Origin of the sequence: Flavobacterium sp. 11 (genome assembly GCF_002754315.1) — a bacterium.
Lineage (GTDB): Bacteria > Bacteroidota > Bacteroidia > Flavobacteriales > Flavobacteriaceae > Flavobacterium > Flavobacterium algoritolerans.
On the sequence record NZ_PEFE01000001.1, the window covers coordinates 1,176,975 to 1,197,805 of the forward strand.

The 20,831-nt window shown below is 33.2% G+C and carries 21 protein-coding genes; 12 read left to right on the forward strand and 9 right to left on the reverse strand.

Annotated elements, in window-relative coordinates:
* Positions 1-93 precede the first annotated feature (93 nt).
* Positions 94-528 carry a hypothetical protein gene (locus tag CLV00_RS05120; protein WP_099714121.1) on the forward strand — a complete coding sequence of 145 codons (435 nt, stop codon included), beginning with the start codon at positions 94-96 and terminating at the stop codon, positions 526-528.
* Between the two features lie 81 nt (positions 529-609).
* Positions 610-1,092 carry a septal ring lytic transglycosylase RlpA family protein gene (locus CLV00_RS05125; RefSeq protein ID WP_099714122.1) on the forward strand — a complete coding sequence of 161 codons (483 nt, stop codon included), beginning with the start codon at positions 610-612 and terminating at the stop codon, positions 1,090-1,092.
* A gap of 1 nt (position 1,093) precedes the next feature.
* Here CLV00_RS05125 and CLV00_RS05130 read toward each other — a convergent pair whose 3' ends face one another.
* Complete coding sequence (locus CLV00_RS05130; protein WP_099714123.1) at positions 1,094-1,561, reverse strand: CYTH domain-containing protein; 468 nt, start codon at positions 1,559-1,561, stop codon at positions 1,094-1,096.
* 390 nt (positions 1,562-1,951) lie between these two features.
* Here CLV00_RS05130 and CLV00_RS05135 point away from each other — a divergent pair, with 390 nt between their 5' ends.
* From CLV00_RS05135 to CLV00_RS05145, 3 genes are all read left to right on the forward strand, one after another.
* Positions 1,952-4,042: a site-specific recombinase gene (locus tag CLV00_RS05135; protein ID WP_233206858.1), complete on the forward strand. Its 2,091-nt coding sequence runs from the start codon at positions 1,952-1,954 to the stop codon at positions 4,040-4,042.
* Between the two features lie 54 nt (positions 4,043-4,096).
* A complete protein-coding gene (gene dinB / locus CLV00_RS05140; protein ID WP_099714125.1) occupies positions 4,097-5,179 on the forward strand; it encodes a DNA polymerase IV in 1,083 nt (360 codons plus the stop codon).
* 95 nt (positions 5,180-5,274) lie between these two features.
* Positions 5,275-5,790 carry a PAS domain-containing protein gene (locus CLV00_RS05145; RefSeq protein WP_099714126.1) on the forward strand — a complete coding sequence of 172 codons (516 nt, stop codon included), beginning with the start codon at positions 5,275-5,277 and terminating at the stop codon, positions 5,788-5,790.
* 56 nt (positions 5,791-5,846) lie between these two features.
* On the opposite strand, the gene CLV00_RS05150 is transcribed toward CLV00_RS05145, so the two are convergent.
* The 6 genes from CLV00_RS05150 to CLV00_RS05175 all read right to left on the reverse strand — a co-directional run bounded on the left by CLV00_RS05150 (position 5,847) and on the right by CLV00_RS05175 (position 11,256).
* Positions 5,847-6,617 (reverse strand): Bax inhibitor-1/YccA family protein, encoded by a 771-nt coding sequence (locus CLV00_RS05150; protein WP_099714127.1) that lies wholly within the window; start codon positions 6,615-6,617, stop codon positions 5,847-5,849.
* A 177-nt stretch (positions 6,618-6,794) separates the two neighbouring features.
* A complete protein-coding gene (gene pyk / locus CLV00_RS05155) occupies positions 6,795-8,225 on the reverse strand; it encodes a pyruvate kinase (RefSeq protein ID WP_099714128.1) in 1,431 nt (476 codons plus the stop codon).
* Between the two features lie 5 nt (positions 8,226-8,230).
* Positions 8,231-8,719 (reverse strand): IPExxxVDY family protein, encoded by a 489-nt coding sequence (locus CLV00_RS05160; protein ID WP_099714129.1) that lies wholly within the window; start codon positions 8,717-8,719, stop codon positions 8,231-8,233.
* 114 nt (positions 8,720-8,833) lie between these two features.
* A complete protein-coding gene (locus tag CLV00_RS05165; protein ID WP_099714130.1) occupies positions 8,834-9,574 on the reverse strand; it encodes a ribonuclease III family protein in 741 nt (246 codons plus the stop codon).
* A 9-nt stretch (positions 9,575-9,583) separates the two neighbouring features.
* A complete protein-coding gene (fabF, locus tag CLV00_RS05170) occupies positions 9,584-10,837 on the reverse strand; it encodes a beta-ketoacyl-ACP synthase II (protein ID WP_099714131.1) in 1,254 nt (417 codons plus the stop codon).
* Positions 10,838-11,019: 182 nt separating this feature from the next.
* Positions 11,020-11,256: an acyl carrier protein gene (locus CLV00_RS05175; RefSeq protein ID WP_007137004.1), complete on the reverse strand. Its 237-nt coding sequence runs from the start codon at positions 11,254-11,256 to the stop codon at positions 11,020-11,022.
* 176 nt (positions 11,257-11,432) lie between these two features.
* Between CLV00_RS05175 and CLV00_RS05180 the strand changes: the two genes are divergently transcribed.
* The 4 genes from CLV00_RS05180 (at position 11,433) to CLV00_RS05195 (ending at position 15,663) form a co-directional block, all read left to right on the forward strand.
* Positions 11,433-12,005 (forward strand): phosphoribosylglycinamide formyltransferase, encoded by a 573-nt coding sequence (locus CLV00_RS05180; protein WP_099714132.1) that lies wholly within the window; start codon positions 11,433-11,435, stop codon positions 12,003-12,005.
* Positions 12,006-12,125: 120 nt separating this feature from the next.
* A complete protein-coding gene (rnhA, locus tag CLV00_RS05185; RefSeq protein WP_099714133.1) occupies positions 12,126-12,605 on the forward strand; it encodes a ribonuclease HI in 480 nt (159 codons plus the stop codon).
* Positions 12,606-12,710: 105 nt separating this feature from the next.
* On the forward strand, positions 12,711-13,634 hold the full coding sequence (locus CLV00_RS05190) for a PfkB family carbohydrate kinase (protein ID WP_099714134.1): 924 nt from the start codon (positions 12,711-12,713) through the stop codon (positions 13,632-13,634).
* 130 nt (positions 13,635-13,764) lie between these two features.
* On the forward strand, positions 13,765-15,663 hold the full coding sequence (locus CLV00_RS05195) for an amidophosphoribosyltransferase (RefSeq protein WP_099714135.1): 1,899 nt from the start codon (positions 13,765-13,767) through the stop codon (positions 15,661-15,663).
* A 302-nt stretch (positions 15,664-15,965) separates the two neighbouring features.
* On the opposite strand, the gene CLV00_RS05200 is transcribed toward CLV00_RS05195, so the two are convergent.
* Both CLV00_RS05200 and CLV00_RS05205 read right to left on the reverse strand, forming a co-directional pair.
* Positions 15,966-16,574, reverse strand: a complete 609-nt coding sequence (locus CLV00_RS05200; protein ID WP_099714136.1) for a superoxide dismutase — start codon at positions 16,572-16,574, stop codon at positions 15,966-15,968.
* A 284-nt stretch (positions 16,575-16,858) separates the two neighbouring features.
* A complete protein-coding gene (locus tag CLV00_RS05205; protein WP_099714137.1) occupies positions 16,859-17,542 on the reverse strand; it encodes a ComF family protein in 684 nt (227 codons plus the stop codon).
* Positions 17,543-17,639: 97 nt separating this feature from the next.
* Here CLV00_RS05205 and CLV00_RS05210 point away from each other — a divergent pair, with 97 nt between their 5' ends.
* The 3 genes from CLV00_RS05210 (at position 17,640) to CLV00_RS05220 (ending at position 20,817) form a co-directional block, all read left to right on the forward strand.
* Positions 17,640-19,181, forward strand: a complete 1,542-nt coding sequence (locus CLV00_RS05210; protein ID WP_099714138.1) for a glycine--tRNA ligase — start codon at positions 17,640-17,642, stop codon at positions 19,179-19,181.
* Between the two features lie 361 nt (positions 19,182-19,542).
* Positions 19,543-20,355, forward strand: coding sequence for a LytTR family DNA-binding domain-containing protein (locus CLV00_RS05215; protein ID WP_099714139.1), 813 nt, complete (start codon positions 19,543-19,545; stop codon positions 20,353-20,355).
* 177 nt (positions 20,356-20,532) lie between these two features.
* Positions 20,533-20,817, forward strand: a complete 285-nt coding sequence (locus CLV00_RS05220; protein WP_099714140.1) for a 3-oxoacyl-ACP reductase — start codon at positions 20,533-20,535, stop codon at positions 20,815-20,817.
* The last annotated feature ends 14 nt before the right edge of the window (positions 20,818-20,831 follow it).

Sequence of the window (20,831 nt, forward strand, 5' to 3'; positions counted from 1 at the left end):
CTAAAAAAATAAAAAAAATGAAAAACCACGCTTTTAAGCGTGGTTTTTTTATGCCTTTTTTTTCTTATATTTGTTAAAACAAAAACATTATTTATGTACAATTTTATTCAAAAATTCCATTCAGGTTGGGCTTATTTAGCACTTTTAGTATTAGTGATTGCAGTGGTTAATTCCTTTATTGGAATGTCTTCTAAAAAAGATTTTACTTCAAAAGACAGGAAAATTGCATTGTTTGCTTTAATAGCCATACACACTCAATTACTAGTTGGTTTTATTTTATATTTCGTCTCTCCTAACGGATTAGATATGATAAAAGCAGTAGGCATGGGTGGATTGACAACTGAGAGCAGGTTACTGGCTTTAGAGCACCCTTTAATAAATATTATTGCAATTTTTTTAATCACTATAGGTTGGTCAAAACATAAAAAATTAATAGCTAGTGAATCAAAATTCAAAACTTTCTCTATTTTTTATGGTTTAGGATTAGTACTTATTTTAAGTAGGATTCCATGGAAAATTTGGTTTTAAAAACCAATTAAAGCTCTAGAAATAGGGCTTTTTTTATCTAGGTATGGTTTTTGTAAAATAGATTTAACTAATACGATATATATGAAAAAATCAATAACATTATTTTTTTTACTTGCAATTATTAGCTTAGTCAGCAGCCAAAGTTCAATCTTAGAAAAACAAAAAGCAGCAACCCAAAAAGATACGCTCAAGAAAGGTAAAGCAACTATTGAATTGGAAGAAAACAAAATAGATTCTTTAATAACTTCATTAGGAAAATTTAAAATCTATAAAAAAGAAGCACATGCATCCTATTATGCAGATAAATTTAATGGAAGGCGGACTACTAGCGGGAGGAAATTTGATAATAACAAATATACTGCAGCACACAAAAAACTTCCTTTTGGCACAAAAGTAAAAGTGACCAATGAAAAGAATGGAAAATCCGTAATTGTGGAAATTACTGATAGAGGACCATTTGTAAAATCTAGAGAAATTGATCTTTCAAAACGAGCATTTATGGATATAGCCTCTAATAAAAGTAGTGGAGGAATGCAAGTGACAATAGCGGTATTAAGTAATTAAATCACCAATTTTTGTATGGATTGGTGCTTAAATAAGCATTATAATAGCGATTGATATTTGTCACTTCTTCACCTAGCCAACTTGGTTTCTCAAAAGTTTCTGTTTCAGAATCAAGCTCAATTTCAGCGACAATCAAGCCATCATTTTCGCCATAAAATTCATCAACCTCAAAAATATGTTCGCCTCGTTTTATCTCAAAACGGGTTTTATCAATAACACCTTTCTCGCATAACAATAGTAATTCCTTTGCTTCAGCAACAGGAATTTCTTTTTCCCACTCAAAACGGGACATGCCGGAATCATTCGAAATTCCTTTTATGGTCAAATACCCCTTGTCGCCTTTTATGCGTATACGCACCGTGCGTTCTGGTGCAGAACTCAAATACCCTTGCGCAATATGATTTTGTGCGAAAGCTTCAGCTTTGAATGAATCGTTTAAAACCAAAAATTTTCTTTCTATTTCAATCATTTTTTATAAATATTTTGGAGCTTTATCCAGCTATTCGTTTCAATTTCTCAATCATAAAACTTTTTTTCTATTTTTAAAAAAGGAGCTTCTTGGGTCGCTCTTTTTTAAAAAGAAAAAATAGTTTTTTTCAATCGAAGATTTTCACTTCTATCTGGGCTAATCCAGAAACTCAAAGGTATCAAATATTTCTATTTCTCATGCTTTAATATCTTCCGTTAAGATTGTATAATCAAAAACAATAGTCTTAATTATACCATGAATTAGTTCTTGAGCGAATACATTTTAGAACATTAATTGAGTGTAAAGGATAGTTTGCATTTAGTTTAACAGTTATTTTATGAATAAGTTAATGGATGTTATTGCGTCGATTTGTATTTTTACAAAAACCGAATGAATTTTAATATGCCAATTTTCAAAGTAAAATCTAAGCCAACACCTGCAACACTACTGATTAAGTTTTTCGGAGAAAGCCAATCCTGGCGTGAAACAGAGGATAACTTAGAACCTTTAATCGAATTAATCAGGCTGATTAGACCTTTGAAAATTAAAAATCTGGAAACGGTTGATTTACAGGAAATCATTTCCTTTTTTAATGAAAATGATTCTTGCAGAGAACAATTTTCAATCTATCTGAAAGAAATAGTAAAAGACAAAAAATTCAATAAAATACTTTCTGACGCAGCTATTCTGCAGGATGTGGACTTTATTTTTGAAGTAAAAAAAAGAATATTCGCTAAATTTTTACCCTACCAGCCCCAAAAAGATACTTTAGAATACATACTGAATCAGGTTTTCCATTTAGCCAATGATACCATTTGGATTAACAAAATTCCATCAAGTCAATTGGAAGAATTATATGGACTTTTAAAATTTAAATCAATTTATGAAAGTGTTGAACCTAATTCTGTTTTGTCGGAAGTATTAGTTGCAATGGATTTAATCACGCAACGCATTAGTGGTCGGGCCTTGGAAACGGATGTTATCAAAATGGTGCCAGAATTTGATGATTATGAAAGTCCTTTTACGGCTTTTGAAAAGGAATTATTCCTAATTGAAGACAGAATCAGAAATTCCGAAAACCATTTTATTAAGTCTGATGATTTGTCCTATGCTCAGGTATTGGTTTTGCATAAGCAATGTGAAGACTTTGTGGAGAAAGCATTTCATAACAGTTCAAAATATGGCATTTCGCTTCGTGTAAATCAGAATTTATTAAAAATTAGACAGCAATTAGTTCGGCTTAAGTTTTTAATTTCATTATTGATTATAGAAAAAGGGACTGATAAAAAAAACAATGGAATTGCATTGGCTCTCCACTTAATTAAGTACAATTGCTATAAAAATAATGTCAGGAAATTCATTGGCGAAAGCACTCAGCTTATTTCCTATGAAATAACGCAACATACCGCTAAAACCGGTGAACATTATATTACTGAAAGCCGTAAGGAGTATTTCAAAATGTTTAGAACTGCTTTAGGAGGAGGATTTATAGTGGGGATTTTATGCATTATTAAAGTTTTGCTTTCTAAAGCTGACACCAGTTTTTTTGGGCATGCTTTTCTTTACAGTATGAATTATGCTTTTGGATTCATTGCTATTTATCTTTTAGGTTTTACGCTGGCGACAAAACAACCGGCCATGACAGCCTCGGCTTTAATAAAAGCACTGGAGGAAGGTGTTATAAAAAAAGGGAAAGATGCTGAAAAGTATAAAGCTTTTGCTATTCTTTTTGCACGTGTATTTCGTTCTCAGTTTATCGCTTTTGTGGGGAATGTAATCATGGCTTTTCCGGTTTCGCTACTTGGAATCTGGGCTATTGATTACACATTACAATACAATATTGCTGCAACTAAATGGGAAGGGTTGCTTATTGATTTGAGTCCTATTCATTCGTTAGCCATACTTCATGCAGCTATTGCCGGAGTGTTTTTATTTTTATCAGGAATCATCTCCGGAAGTATTGCAAACAGGGACAAACACAATCAAGTGTATTTCCGAATTACAGAACATCCTTTGCTGAAAAGGAGTTTTGGAAAAGAAAGAACGGTTAAATTAGCCAAATTATATAGAAAAAGATGGGCTGGAATTATTTCAAATTTCTGGTTTGGAATATTCATGGGAAGTACAGCATCTATTGGTTTGTTCCTAGGATTGAATCTTGATATTCGACACATCACTTTTGGTAGCGGAAACTTGGCTTTGGCTTTATACGGTGCTAATTATGCGGTAAGTGACTCGATGTTATTCTGGGGTGTTTTTGGGATTGGTATTATAGGATTGGTTAACTTTATAGTAAGTTTTAGTCTTTCACTAGGGCTTGCATTCCGTTCTAGAGCTATCTCATTATTCGAATTGCGATTTGTCACAGTTTCCATTTGGAATCATTTCAAGTCGAGGCCCATTAGTTTCTTTTTTCCAACAGAAAAGAAAAATAAATCGGAAGTTGTAGAAAACTATTTACATGTGGAAGATCAAAAATAATTTTTAGCGTTACTAAATCATTCGAAAAAAACAGTGCATATTCAACCAGTTTAGATGCAGGAATTAATTCCAAATAGAAAAATCATACATGTAGACATGGACGCTTTCTATGCTTCAGTAGAGCAAATGGATAATCCATTATTGCGTGGGAAGCCTATTGCTGTAGGTGGCTCAGAAAACCGAGGTGTTGTTGCTGCGGCAAGTTATGAAGCCAGAAAATTTGGAGTTCGAAGCGCTATTAGTGGCGTTATGGCCAAAAAAAATTGTCCGGAACTTATTTTTGTACGACCACGTTTTGACAGATACAAGGAAATTTCGAGTAAAATTCAAAAGATTTTTTATGAATATACGGATTTAGTTGAGCCATTGTCCCTTGATGAAGCGTATTTAGACGTAACCAATAATAAAAAAGGGAATCCCAGTGCTACGTTATTGGCACAGGAAATAAGACAGCGTATTTTTGACGAAGTGGGCTTGACGGCCTCAGCAGGAATATCAGTGAATAAGTTTGTCGCTAAAATTGCCAGTGATTACAACAAACCCAATGGTCAGAAAACCGTGAATCCGGATGAAGTTATTTCGTTCTTGGAAGAATTGCCTATTCGGAAATTTCATGGTGTTGGAAAAGTAACCACCGAAAAAATGTACCAACTGGGGATTTTTACGGGAGTGGAATTGAAAAGCAAAACATTGGAATTCCTGGAGAAACATTTCGGGAAATCGGGAAACTTTTATTACAATGTTGTAAGAGGAATTCATAACAGCGAAGTGAAATCAAACCGAATTACAAAATCAGTTGCTGCCGAACATACTTTTGACGTCAATCTGTCTTCAGAAATTTTCATGATTGAGAAATTAGAGGTTATTGCCGCTGCATTGGAAAAAAGATTAAAAAGATACAATGTAGCCGGTAAAACAATTACTTTAAAAATAAAATACAGTGATTTTACACAACAAACTCGAAGTAAGACGTTACCTTATTTTATTTCAGATAAAGGTTTGATTGTAGAAATTGTAAAGGAGTTGTTGTATCAAGAACGCATGAAGGATTCTGTGCGATTGCTTGGAATTTCACTCAGTAATTTAAACACTGAAGAGAAAAAGTTTGTTGTTGTGCAGTTAAAATTTGATTTTTGATGGGCTAATTCACTCGTTCAACAATGGTTAAAGTCTAGAATATGTTGTTTTCTTTTTAGAAATAAAATTATATTTGGTTTTAAATACAAAAGGGCATGAATAATTTTAGACAATATGAAGAGGCTATTACCAAGTATCACAACGGTTTAAGCGTAAAGACAGTTCCCGTTTCATCTTGGAATTTCCATAATGATTTTTTAGGATTGATGAAGAATATCTTTGTGGATTTAAGCAAGTTGCATGCGTTATCTTCTCAAAATAAATGGATTCAAAATAATTGGGATTTAAAAACTCGATTGAGGGAAGAGGTAATAATTTTGACAGACACTAAATTGAATATTGTTTTTGCATCGCATAATATGATAAAGATGAATGGTTATGTCGAAGCAGAAGTTTTAGGTAGAAACCCAAAAATTTTTCAAGGTGATGCAACCGATTTAACAGTTTCGAGCGAAATACGTACTGCTATATCGCTTCAACAACCTTTTGAAAAAACGGTAATGAATTATAAAAAAAATGGAGATGTTTATGCCTGTTTGATAAAAGGATTTCCAGTCTTCAATACAAAAGGGCAATTAAGCCACTACATAGCTTTTGAGAAAGCTGCATAAAAGAGAAAACCTTTCCAATTTGGAAAGGTTTTCTCTTTTATAAAACTTAGATGGTTTTAATTTTTACTGTTTAATTTAGACAGCAATCTTAAAAACTCGATATACAACCAAACCAGTGTAATCATTAATCCCATTGCGCCATACCATTCCATGTATTTTGGCATTTTCTGTTCGGCTCCTTTTTCTATTCGGTCAAAATCTAAAAATAAATTTAAAGCGGCAACTACAATAACAAAAATACTGATTCCAATGCTCATCATTGAGTTTCCATAATGCACGGGAACAAAGCTTGTAAACATAGAAAACACCCAAGATATAAGATAATACGTTGCTATAGCAAGTGTCGCTGCCACAATAACCGATTTGAATTGCTCTGTTACTTTTACAATTTTATATTTATACAATCCCAAGCAAACCATAAAAGTAACAAAAGTTGCACCTACTGCCTGAATCACGATTCCAGGATACATTGCTTCAAATATTGCTGAAATTCCACCGATAAATAGTCCTTCGAACAAAGCATATCCAGGAGCTAAATATGGAGAGTATTGTGGTTTGAAAGCAGAAATAAGCACTAAAACTAATCCAACAATAGCACCGCCAATTGCAGGAACCATCGGATTCATTCCGTTGAAAGCCAACCACCAGATTACTGTTGCAGAAGCGGTAAGGAGTAAAAACAAGATTAAACTTTTATTGATGGTGCCAGACAAAGTCATCTCATCGTTATAGTCAATGATAGTAGCTTGATGTACTTCGTCATTTTTTGAAACTGCAGTTGAAAAAGTTTTGTTGTTTAAAAATGGATTTTTAGAATTGAAACTCATAATTTGTAGGGTTATTTGTTGTTCAAATATAAATTTTATTTTGCAGAAGATTGTTTAAATAGTCTTAAAATTTTTTCAAAGGAAAATCCTATTACCATTGATTGATGCATAAAAAAATCCGTCTTATTTCGTTTTAAAAACGAGACAAGACGGATAAGTATTTTAGGTAGTTTTAAACTATTCTATTTCGGATACTCTCAAGGTGTTAACCATTCCTTTATCTTTAATTGGCATTGCTGCTAAATTGATAAGGAAATCTCCTTTTTGTACAAAACCTTTTTGTTTTACAATTTCGTTTATGTCAGTTACAGTATCATCTGTGCTTACATCTTTAGTGTACATGAAAGATTTTACACCCCATAATAAATTAAGCTGTGTAAGGATTCTTTTATTAGAGGTAAAAACTAAAATATGTGCATTAGGTCTCCAAGCCGAAATTTGGAAAGCAGTATAACCACTATTTGTCAATGTACAGATAGCTTTTGCTTTGATAACGTTAGCCATAGTTGCAGCATGGTGACAAATTGTTTTAGTGATAAAACGTTTTGTTTTAATTTGTGGTGTGTTTTGTGGTACTTGAATTAGCGGAGAATCTTCTACTGCTTCAATGATTTGAGTCATTTTTTGGATAACTTGAACAGGATAATTTCCAGTAGCAGTTTCTCCAGAAAGCATTACAGCATCTGCACCATCCATAACTGAGTTCGCAACATCATTTACTTCTGCACGAGTTGGCGTCAAGCTTGTGATCATTGTTTCCATCATTTGCGTAGCAACGATAACAGGAATACGAGCTGTTTTAGCTCTACGAATCAATTCTTTTTGAACTAAAGGTACTTCGTGTGCAGGAAGTTCAACTCCTAAATCTCCACGGGCAACCATTAACGCATCACAATACGCAACAATTTTGTCAATATTTTCTAATGCTTCCGGCATTTCTATTTTGGCAACAATTGGAATTTTATATTCAGAATGTTGTGCAATTAATTCCTGTAAATCTTGTAAGTCTCTTGGTGTTTTTACAAAAGATAACGCAATCCAATCAACGTTTTGTCCAATGGCAAAAATTGCATCTGCTATATCTTTCTCAGTCATTGCAGGAAGAGAAATTTTTGTGTTAGGCAGATTTACTCCTTTTTTAGATTTCAATTCACCACCTTGAATTACTCTTGCTATAACTTCTGATTTTTTATCAGTTTCAACGATTTCAAAGATAAGTTTTCCATCATCAAGCAAAATTCTTTCTCCAGGATTTACATCATTTGGAAAGTTTTGGTATTTCATGAATACTTTCTTTGCTGTCCCAAGAATGTCTTCGGCAGTCGTAAATGTAATTAAATCACCATCATGTACTACTACACCTTCTTCCATAACTCCTACGCGAAGTTTAGGTCCTTGTAAATCACCTAGGATTGCAGTTGTATAGCCAAATTCTTCATTAAGACCTCGTATGATATTAATTTTTTCTTTTACATCATTGTAGTCAGCATGTGAAAAATTCACTCTAAATACATTTACACCAGCATCAATCATGTCTTTTATGATTTCTCTTGTACTACATGCGGGCCCAAGTGTGGCTACAATTTTTGTTTTTTTGTTTGTAAGCATTTGTATTAAAAAATTAAATTGTTTTTTGATTTTATTTGATTTGTATCTACGGTATAAACTGTTGATACGTTATCTATGGTATTTAATAGTATCTGTATTTTTGATACATTCATAGTATCCTCATTATTTTCTATTTTTAAAAAGTAATCTACTTTTTTAAATTCTGGAAGCAAAAAAACTTTTGTTGAAACTTCCATTGTTACATTTGAAAATAAATTTTGAGTACTTCCTTTTTTATATTGAATTACTTCATTTTTATTTTGAATCAAATTCCAAGAGACCTCTTTTTCGGCGTCATTATAATAGAATCTCGAAAAATTTGTTTCTCCTTCTTTTATATTAATTTGAATTTCATTTTTGCTTTTACTCAAATTTATAGGCAGCCTTTGATTAATAAAATAAGCCAATCTATAGTCTTCTAATGAAGTATGAATTGCGATGAGATAGTAATCTATTTCGTCAAATTCGCCAAGATCCAATTTATGAATTGCCATTTCATGAAAAAATAAGATGTAAATATAGTATTTCTATTGAAGCGTAGACCTCTCAAAATAAGATGTTTTTGTTAATTTATGAACGAAAACGTTATAGTTTTATGAAAATTGATATTATTTTCGGTCCATTTTTTCTTGAAATGCAAAATAAGCGCGTTGGGACGCTTTTTCTTCCGCCTTCTTCTTTGAGGTTGCTCTTGCTCTTGCAATCACTTTGTCATCAATACTTAGTTTTACGCCAAACAAACGTTGCCCGTCAATTGCGTTGTCTTCGAAAATATCATAATGAAATATTTTCTTTTCTTTTTGGCACCATTCTATTACCAAACTTTTATAACTTATTACCTTTCCTTCGAGTCTTGCGATATCTACGTAAGGAACAATAACTCTTTTTTGAATGAATTTTTCACAATAGATATAGCCTCTATCCAGGTAAATTGCTCCTACGAGTGATTCAAAGATATTGCCATGTATGTTTTCTCCAAAATGCTGTATGGGCACTTTGCTTTCAATATATTGTACTAAATTTAGGTCTTTCCCTAATTCGTTCAAATGTTCTCTACTTACAATTTTTGAACGCATTTTGGTTAGGTAACCTTCATCTCCAGCAGGTGCTTTGCTAAATAAATGTGCTGCAATTACGGAGCTTAACATGGCGTCACCTAAAAACTCTAATCGTTCGTAATTAATTGGATTTCCTAAAACATCCAAGCGATTTGAGGAGCGATGCGTAAAGGCTTTCTTGTAATAATCTAAGTTTATTGGGTTGAAACCCAATATTTTCTGAATAGAATCAAAAAAAATCCCGTCTTCTGGAGAACGGGATTTTGAAAATATTTTTCTGATTATACGCATATATAAGTATTAGATTTCTAATTTTTTTACCAATACACAAGCATTGTGACCGCCAAAACCAAAAGTATTACTCATAACAACATTCATTTCTCTTTTTTGAGCTTTGTTGAAAGTAAAATTTAATTTTGCATCAATGCTTTCATCATTTGTAAAATGATTTATTGTAGGAGGTACAATTCCATGTTTCATGGAAAGAATAGAAGAAATTGTTTCAACAGCACCTGCTGCGCCAAGTAAATGACCCGTCATTGATTTAGTTGAATTTAGATTCATTGTATAAGCATGTTCGCCAAAAACATGAAGTATAGCTTTAGATTCTGCCATATCACCAAGTGGTGTTGACGTTCCGTGCATATTTACTCCGTCTACATCAGTAGGTTTTAAACCAGCGTCTCTTAAACAGTTCAACATTACGTTTTTAGCACCCAATCCATCAGGATGTGGAGCGGTTATATGATGAGCATCTGCTGACATACCACCACCGCCAATTTCGCAATATATTTTTGCGCCACGAGCAATTGCATGTTCGTATTCTTCAAGAACAAGAGCACCAGCACCTTCTCCTAAAACAAATCCATCACGGTCTTTGTCCATAGGTCTGGAAGCTGTTTTTGGGTCGTCATTTCTTGTTGATAAAGCATGCATGGCATTAAATCCACCCATACCTGCTATAGTTACAGCGGCTTCAGAACCTCCGGTTACCATAGCATCTGCATGACCTAATCGAATGTAATTGAAAGCATCAATAATAGCATTTGTAGAAGAAGCACAAGCTGAAACAGTTGTAAAATTTGGACCTCTAAAGCCATATTTTATTGAAATATGACCACCAGCTATATCGGCAATCATTTTAGGAATGAAGAAAGGATTAAATTTTGGGGTACCGTCACCAGCAGCAAAATTAAGAACCTCTATTTGAAAAGTTTCTAATCCTCCAATTCCAGATCCCCATATTACACCAACTCTGTCTTTATCTAGTTTTTCAAAATTGAAACCGGCATCATTTACAGCTTCGTCTGATGATACCATTGCGTATTGTGCATAGCGGTCCATTTTTCTAGCCTCTTTTCTGTCTAAGAAATCTTCAGCATTAAAATTTTTCAATTCGCATGCAAATTGAGTTTTAAATTTTGAAGCGTCAAAATAAGTGATTGGAGCAGCTCCACTAACGCCGTTAATAAGTCCGTTCCAATACTCTTCAATGTTATTTCCAATGGGTGTAAGAGCGCCTAAACCTGTTACAACAACTCGTCTTAATACCATAAATTCTTTATTTTTGTTATCTTTAAACAAATAAAACCCATGCTTTCTTTACTGTATTACTATTACGAAAGAGCCATGGGTATTACAATAAATATAGTTTTGATTGAAATTCAATCTCGAATTTAATTTTAAAAAAAAATAATAACACCCGTGAGCAAGATTGCAAACGGGTGTGTAATTTATTATTTTTTAGCTTCCTCGATGTAAGAGATTGCTTGACCTACAGTAGCGATGTTTTCTGCTTGATCGTCTGGAATTTGAATGTCAAATTCTTTTTCGAATTCCATAATAAGCTCAACAGTGTCTAATGAGTCAGCTCCTAAATCATTAGTGAAGCTTGCTTCTGTTACAACTTCGTTTTCGTCAACACCTAATTTGTCTACGATAATCGCTTTTACTCTTGATGCAATGTCTGACATAATCTTTAATTTTAGAATTTAATTTGTTGGCAAAAATAAAAAACTTTATTTTAAAACAACGAATAAGTTAATAAATGTGACATCTAATTTATGAAATTTATTTTAACAAAGCTGTCGCAATGTTATTTATTTTCAATTTTTATGCCTTTTTTTGTGCAATTAAAATAGGATAGGTTATGAAAAAAATTGTGGTTTTTGCTTCTGGATCGGGGACTAATGCTGAAAATATCATAAAGTATTTTGCAAAAACAGAAATCGGAACTGTCGAAGCGGTGTTTACAAATAACCAAAGTGCTCAAGTGATTGAAAGAGCAAAAAACTATGGAGTTCCATCGGTTATTTTCTCAAAAGAAGAATTAATTGAGGGAATTGTATTACAAAAAATAAATGAAATCCAACCTGATATGATTGTTTTGGCAGGATTTTTATTAAAATTTCCTGAAAATATCATTGCAGTCTACCCTCATAAGATCATAAATATTCATCCGGCATTATTGCCAAAATACGGTGGAAAAGGAATGTATGGTATGTATATTCATAGAGCAATTGTTGGGAATAAAGAAGTAGAAACTGGAATTACCATTCATTTCGTTAATGAAAATTATGATGAAGGGAATATTATTTTTCAAAAAAAGGTAGCCTTATCGGGTGATGAAACTCCAGAAGAAGTGGCCGGTAAAATACATGAATTAGAACAAAAATATTTCCCGGAAGTAATTGAGAGATTATTAGAAGGTAAGATGAGTTAGATTTTTCTGTTGTACATAAAATAAAATATGTTCAATACTTAAAATTTTAGAAAAGCCTAAATCAATTATAGTTTATCTCTCTAACCAGTCTAAAATATCCAAAAATCTAAGATATCTAAAATGGAACACGACGTACATATATATACTGATGGTGCTGCTAAGGGGAATCCTGGGAACGGTGGTTATGGCGTTGTTATGGAATGGGTAGGAAAACCGTATAAGAAAGAATTCTATGAGGGGTTTCGTCGTACGACTAATAATAGAATGGAACTGTTGGCGGTTATTGTAGGTCTCGAAAAATTAAAAAATCCAAACACTAGAGTTCTGGTTGTTTCTGATTCTAAATATGTGGTAGATTCAGTAGAGAAAAAATGGGTTTTAGGTTGGGAGAAAAAAGGATTTGTTGATAGGAAAAATTCCGACTTGTGGAAACGTTTTTTAGTGGTGTATAGAAAACATAAAGTTAATTTTAAATGGATAAAAGGACATAACAATCATGTCCAAAATGAAAGATGTGATGAATTAGCCGTTATGGCTTCGATGCAAAAGCAACTTTCAGTTGATGCTTTTTACGAAAAGGAAGAAGAAAAATTGTTGTAAAACGATGTAATTCAGTGAAATAAATTGGCAAAACTTTACAATAAAGACCCTTTGCAACTTTACAAGTTATAAACTATCTTTGCGCCTTAATTCGAAACTCAGAAAATGAATAAATTATTGATTGTTGGAAGCGTTGCTTTTGATGCCATAGAAACGCCTTTTGGCAAAACTGATAAAATTTTAGGTGGAGCTGCACCTTATATAGGACTTTCGGCTTCTTTTTTTAATTTACAATCTGCCATAGTTTCTGTAGTTGGCGATGATTTTCCACAAGAATATTTAGATTTATTAACAGCAAGAAATATAGACATTTCAGGACTTGAAGTTGTTAAAGGTGGGAAAACGTTTTTCTGGAGCGGTCTTTACCATAATGATTTGAATTCAAGAGATACATTGGCTACAGAACTTAATGTTTTGGGTGATTTTCAACCAAAAGTTCCTCAAAATTTTAAAAATGCTGATGTAGTGATGTTAGGAAACTTGCATCCATTGGTACAAAGCAGTGTTTTGGATCAAATGGAAAGCAAACCAAAATTAGTAGTTTTAGACACTATGAATTTTTGGATGGATTGCGCTTTACCGGAATTACTTGATGTAATGAAACGTATTGATGTAATCACGATTAATGATGAAGAAGCAAGACAGCTTTCTGGAGAGTATTCTTTAGTAAAAGCAGCTGCTAAAATTCATGAAATGGGACCAGAATATGTAGTGATAAAAAAAGGAGAGCACGGTGCACTTTTGTTTCATAAAAAAGAAGTGTTTTTTGCGCCAGCATTACCATTAGAAGAAGTTTTTGATCCAACAGGAGCTGGAGATACTTTTGCAGGCGGATTTGCCGGATTTATAACGCAGAGTGAAAACATCTCTTTTGAGAATATGAAAAATGCCGTTATATACGGTTCTAATTTAGCTTCATTTAGTGTGGAAAAATTTGGAACAGAAAGGATGGTTAATTTAGATAAAGAGGAAGTTGTGTCCAGATTACAACAATTCAAATCACTGACACAATTCGACATAGAATTATAATGCACTGAAACCTCGGAAACGAGGTTTTTTTGTTAAATAAAATTAGCAGGGAATTACATCTGATTTATCGATTTTTTTAAATCAGTTCAATTTATTTTTAGAATAACACAACAACACAAACAACCTTACAATGAGCGATGCTTTAAAACACGAGTGTGGTATAGCCTTAATTAGACTACTCAAACCGCTTGAATTTTATAAAGAGAAATACGGAACTGCTTTCTACGGAATACAAAAAATGTATCTTCTTATGGAAAAGCAGCACAATCGCGGGCAGGACGGAGCAGGTTTTGCAAGCATAAAATTAGATGTAGAGCCAGGAGAACGTTACATCAGTAGAGTACGTTCGAATCATGCACAACCTATTCAAGATGTTTTTGCCCAAATAAACGACAGAATAAATGAGGAAATGGCTTCTCATCCAGAATATGCTGACAATGTTGCTTTACAAAAACAGAAGATTCCTTATTTAGGAGAATTGTTTTTGGGACACGTTCGTTATGGAACTTTTGGTAAAAACAGCATTGAAAGTGTTCATCCTTTTTTACGTCAAAATAACTGGATGCACAGAAACTTGATTTTGGCAGGAAACTTTAACATGACGAATGTTAAAGAACTTTTTCAAAGTTTAGTGGAACTAGGTCAGCATCCAAAAGAAATGGCGGATACAGTTACCGTAATGGAAAAAATTGGTCATTTTCTGGATGGTGCAGTAACTGATTTGTACCAAGAATGTAAAATTAATGGGTTGACAAAAAGAGAAGCTTCGCCAGTAATTGCTGAAAAGCTAGATGTTGCTAAGATTTTGACTCGTGCGTCTAAAAATTTAGATGGAGGTTATGCTATGGCAGGACTTCTAGGTCATGGTGATTCATTTGTATTTAGAGATCCGGCAGGAATTCGTCCCGCTTATTTTTATCAAGATGATGAAATAGTGGTAGTGGCTTCAGAAAGACCGGTAATCCAAACTGTTTTTAATGTTCCTTTCGAAAAAGTTCAAGAAATTGAACCTGGAAATGCATTAATCATCAAGAAAAACGGAACGGTTTCTATGCAGGAAATTCTTCCGCCAACGGTTAAAAAAGCATGTTCTTTTGAACGAATTTATTTCTCCAGAGGAAGTGATGCCGAAATATATCAAGAAAGAAAAAATTTAGGAAAACTTATTTTGCCTGCCGTTTTAGAGTCAATAGACGAAGATACTGACAATACGGTTTTCTCTTATATTCCAAATACAGCTGAAACTTCATTTTACGGATTGGTAGAAGCGGCACAAGATTTCTTGAATCAAAGAAAGAATAATTACATTCTTCAGAATAGAAATACCTTAACAAAGGAATCATTGCAAGAATTGCTTTCGGTGAAAATACGTACCGAAAAAGTAGCTATCAAAGATGCTAAATTAAGAACCTTTATTACAGAAGATAGTAGCCGTGATGATTTAGTGGCTCACGTATACGATGTGACGTATGGTGTTATAAAGCCAACGGATAATTTGGTAATTATAGATGATAGTATTGTTCGAGGTACTACCTTGAAAATGAGTATTATCAAAATGATGGATCGTTTGAATCCAAAGCGAATAGTTATTGTTTCATCGGCACCACAAATACGCTACCCGGATTGTTACGGAATTGACATGGCTAAACTGGAAGGTTTAGTGGCTTTTAAAGCGGCATTAGAATTGCTCAAAGAAAGAAATTTATATCATATTGTTGACGAAGTATATCTTAAATGTAAAGCACAGGAAAACTTCAAGGACATCGAAGTTGTAAATTACGTAACGGCAATATATGCACCTTTTCAACCACAAGAGATTTCAGATAAAATAGCACAAATGTTGAGTTCTCCGGAGATAAAAGCCGAAGTGAAAATTATTTTTCAAACGGTAGAAGATTTGCATATTGCTTGTCCTAAAAATCTAGGAGATTGGTATTTTACCGGAGACTATCCAACACCTGGAGGTAACCGAGTAGTCAACCGAGCATTTATGAATTTCTATGAAGGAAAAGATGCTAGGGCATACTAATAATTGAGCCTATGGGTTTTTAATCGGTTTTCTAAGTTGTTCATCTAATTTATTTGGTGGCAACGAAGAACTAACATAAATTTGAATCACCATAACATTAGTAGGTTAAGTTTATGGTAGATTTGGGGCAAAAAGGGTGGAAGAGATTCCACCTTTTTTATTGGAATAAAGTGAAAAAATGACATAAAAAAAGCGTCGATTTCTAAATGTAGAAATCGACGCTTTTTGTTTTAAGATAAAAGAAATAAGAATAAAGACAACAGTAATTCTTGAAGTCTTTATTCTTTCATCTGACTCTCTTTTTATTTCTCTAAAGCGTATCTTCTTGCCACTTCAGTCCAGTTAATTACATTGAAAAAAGCTTCAATATAATCTGGTCTTCTGTTTTGATAATTTAAATAATAAGCATGTTCCCAAACATCCATTCCTAAAATTGGAGTTCCGCCACAACCTACACCTGGCATTAATGGATTGTCTTGGTTTGGAGTACCGCAAACATCTACTTTTCCACCTTTATGAACACAAAGCCAAGCCCATCCAGAACCAAATTGTGTTGCTCCAGCTTTGCTGAAACTAGCTTTAAACTCTTCAAAAGTTCCAAAAGCAGCTTCAATCGCAGCCAATAAATCTCCAGTTGGAAGTCCGCCACCGTTTGGTGTCATTACAGTCCAGTACAAGTTGTGATTGTAAAAACCACCACCGTTGTTACGAACTGGCATGTTTTTCATATCAAGATTAATCAAAATATTTTCAATCGTCTTACCTTCCATATCCGTCCCTGCAATAGCAGCATTAACGTTGGTAATGTAAGCGTTGTGATGTTTCGTGTGATGAATTTCCATCGTGCGCGCATCAATATAAGGTTCTAATGCGTCGTACGCATAAGGTAATTGTGGTAATTCAAAAGCCATAATATGATTGTTTAATGATTTATAAATATTTATTCAAATTTAAACATTAAACTTTGGAAACGGAAATTCTATTTCGTTATAATTTCATTAAATTAATTGATAGTGCGCTCTTTGGGATTGTAACAGACTTATTTTCAGGAGCTGTTTCCTGCTTTCCGTTATAATCTTTTTATCCGCCGAAAAGGCGCATAAAAAGGATTTCCACTTTAATCAGGGCTAAAAACGGCTGTGCTTTAAATTACCATTCTGTTTTAATTACCAGTTTTGTAGCCGAAATATCCAAATTATGATTGCGCCATTGCCATACAAACAATACTAATTTTTGAACCGGGAATTTTTAGTAAAGCTCTGGAACAAGCTTCCAATGTTGATCCTGTTGTAATAACGTCGTCAATTAAAAGGAAATGTTTATTGTGGTCTTTTTCAGTAAAGGAAACATCAAAAGTGCTTTCAATTCCTTCTGTTCTTCCTAATAAGTTTTTCTTGGATTGCGTTTTTGAATACACATTCCGAATCAAAAGCGAATCATTATAATCGATATTTAAACTCGATGAAAGTGCTGTTCCAAAAGCAGTAACTTGATTGTATCCTCTTTCTTTTAGTTTTCTTCGATGCAATGGAACCGGAATAATTTCATCTGCAGATTGTAATAATTCGATGGTTTTTAAATCTTCTGCGTACCATTCACCAAGAATTGCACCTATTTCTTCATGCCCTTTGTATTTTAAATTATGGATGAGTTCTTGAACAATTCCCTTTTTATGAAAATAAAATAATGCTGAAGTATGGATTACAGGAATTCGTCCATAAAACTTTTTGAAAGCATCATTTTCTGGATTCAAGTGGTGGTTCGTCAATGGAATTTCGTGTCTGCAAACCGTACAAATCACATTTTCATTAGACAATAAAAACGAGCTGCAACCGGAACAGACTTTTGGAAAAAATAGATTAATAATGCTTTCAAACATGTAATCAGGGATTTATTTATAAAAATAGACAAATCAATGCTTCAATCTTTAACAATTTTCTTTTTTTTAAGTTCACTTTTTATATTTTTGCATCATTATGGCAAAACAAGAAGATTTATTTAAGAATGTAGTTTCGCACGCAAAAGAATACGGATTTATTTTTCCGTCAAGCGAAATATACGATGGTTTAAGTGCAGTCTATGATTATGCACAAAACGGAGTAGAATTAAAAAAGAACATACGCGAATATTGGTGGAAAGCAATGGTTCAAATGAACGATAACATTGTTGGTCTTGACGCGGCAATATTGATGCATCCAACGACTTGGAAAGCATCGGGTCACGTAGATGCCTTCAATGATCCATTGATTGATAACAAAGATTCAAAAAGAAGATATAGAGCCGATGTTTTGATTGAAGATTATGCCGAAAAGCTAAATCAGAAAGCAATCAAAGAAATCGAAAAAGCCAAAGCTCGTTTTGGAGATGCATTCAACGAACAGGAATTTGTAACAACAAATGCCCGTGTGATGGAGTACAAAGCCAAAGAAAGAGAAATTCTCGAAAGAATGGCTCGCTCCCTTGGTAACGAAGATTTAGAAGATGTAAAAGCATTAATCGAAGAATTAGAAATTGCTTGCCCGGAATCAGGTTCAAGAAACTGGACCGAAGTACGTCAATTCAACTTGATGTTTGGAACAAAACTTGGAGCTTCAGCGGATTCTGCAATGGATTTATATTTGCGTCCGGAAACAGCTCAAGGTATTTTTGTTAACTTCTTGAATGTTCAAAAATCAGGAAGAATGAAAGTTCCTTTTGGAATTGCACAAACTGGAAAAGCCTTCAGAAATGAGATTGTTGCGAGACAATTTATTTTCCGAATGCGTGAGTTTGAACAAATGGAAATGCAATTTTTTGTACGTCCAGGCGATGAAATGAGATGGTACGAACATTGGAAAACAGCTAGACTTAATTGGCACTTGTCACTTGGTTTAGGAAAAGAAAATTACCGTTTTCACGATCACGAAAAATTAGCACATTATGCGAATGCAGCTGCTGATATTGAGTTTAATTTCCCTTTTGGGTTCAAAGAATTGGAAGGAATTCACTCAAGAACTGATTTTGATTTGAAAGCACATGAACAATTTTCAGGTAGAAAATTACAATATTTTGATGCCGAATTGAATCAGAATTACGTTCCTTATGTAGTGGAAACTTCAGTAGGATTGGATAGAATGTTTTTGGCTGTTTTTGCTACTTCATTAAAAGAAGAAACTTTAGAAGATGGATCTACAAGAACAGTACTGAAATTACCAGCAGTTTTAGCGCCAACAAAAGCAGCAATTTTACCATTGGTAAAAAAAGATGGATTGCCAGAAATAGCACATAAAATCATTGATGATTTGCGTTGGGATTTCAATGTTTCGTATGATGAAAAAGATGCGGTAGGAAGACGTTATAGAAGGCAAGATGCACTAGGAACTCCGTTTTGTATTACAGTCGATCATCAAACAATAGAAGATCAAACGGTAACAATTCGTCATAGAGATACGATGAAACAAGATCGTGTAAATATTAGTGATTTGAAATCAATAATAGAGAATGAAGTTTCGATGAAAAATTGGTTGATGAAAATGTAATTAAAAATTTTTTATATAAGAAAAGCTTTCCGAATAGGAAGGCTTTTTGTTTTTAGGATAGTATCAAATGATTTTTTTGATACGCAATTAATTAGAATAAACGGAGTTATTAGTTTCTTTTGCGCTATAGATTTGCGCTCTTTATCGGATTTATTTGCACTTCATCTTAACATGTCAACATTTGTTAAGAACATATTAACAACATATATGGAAAAAAGGTTAAATGCTTATTTTTAGAATGTTAAATAAGCATTTTTTGTTTAATTAGTTTCCCAAAACTACCATTGTTACTTAATAATTTGAAGTATGTTTTACTTTGGACGTATAATGTAATGCCTAACAATTCCACAAAAAACCATTGATGAATTATTCGTACATTATTATTGACGACGATCAAGAAAGTGTTTTGAAAACTAAAGCCATAGCTGATAGTTTTTCAGAACTTGATTTTGTAGCATCGGCTAATAATTATGAAGAGGGTTTGAATCTAATATTAGAACATACTCCACAAATAGTTTTTCTGGAAATTGACCCAGTTAATCCGGCTAGTAATTTGTCGTTGACTCTAATTAATGAGTTATACAGGTATTTGAACGTGATTCCTAAAATTATCATCACAACGGCTAGGAAAGATTTAGCTTTTGATGCTATAAAATATGAGGTTTTCGATTATTTAATAAAACCACTGACACGAATCGATGTTGTAAAATCAGTTTTAAAATTAAATAAATCAATTGTTCCGAAAGAAATTTTTTTAGAGCAGTCATCAGTTGCTGATAGAGAACCGGAAGTTTTTCCCAGACAAGAAACACCAAATCAAGATCAATCTCTAATCCTGTGTGTCAAATCCTATGGTGATTACAGATATATTGATGCTAAAGATATTTGTTATTTCCAAGCCGATAATAATTCTACGGATATATATCTAAATAATGGTGAGATGATAACTGCTTTCAAAACATTGAAGCATTTTGAAGGCGTCTTATCGTTTCCTTTTATTAGAATTCATAACAGTTATATAGTCAATCGTAATTATATTTCTAGGATTCATAGTGGGAATTCAGTGTGTTATATTAAGAACAGTGCTGTGAAACTTCCTTTCTCCAAATCATATAAAGTAAATATCGACCTAATTATTTCTGATTTTTCCAATGGAAATTATCTGGAAATTTAAAAAATAGTCATTCACTTTAATTTGACAGTCATTCACTATCAAACGGCTACATTCTACCATAAACGCCTTTTTTTGTAGGAATTTTTGAAGTTGTCTCTGTAGTTTTACAAAAGAATCCAATGTAAATGTGGTTCCAAGATAAGACAAAACAAAACAACAACATAAAAACCCCAAATTATGAAAAAAGCAATCTTAACAATCGGATTATTCTCTTTAGTAATGATATTAACATCTTTTACAACACCAGAGACTACTAATGTGTCCAAAGCAGAGAATAACGCAACAGTTGATTTAGTTGGTGGAGGATCAGCAGGAGGAAATAAAAAAGTAGACCTAGTTGGTGGAGGATCAGCAGGAGGAAATAAAAAAGTTGATTTAGTTGGTGGAGGATCAGCAGGAGGAAATAAAAAAGTAGACCTAGTTGGTGGAGGATCAGCAGGGGGTAACAAGAAAGTTGACTAATAAAATATTTTAAA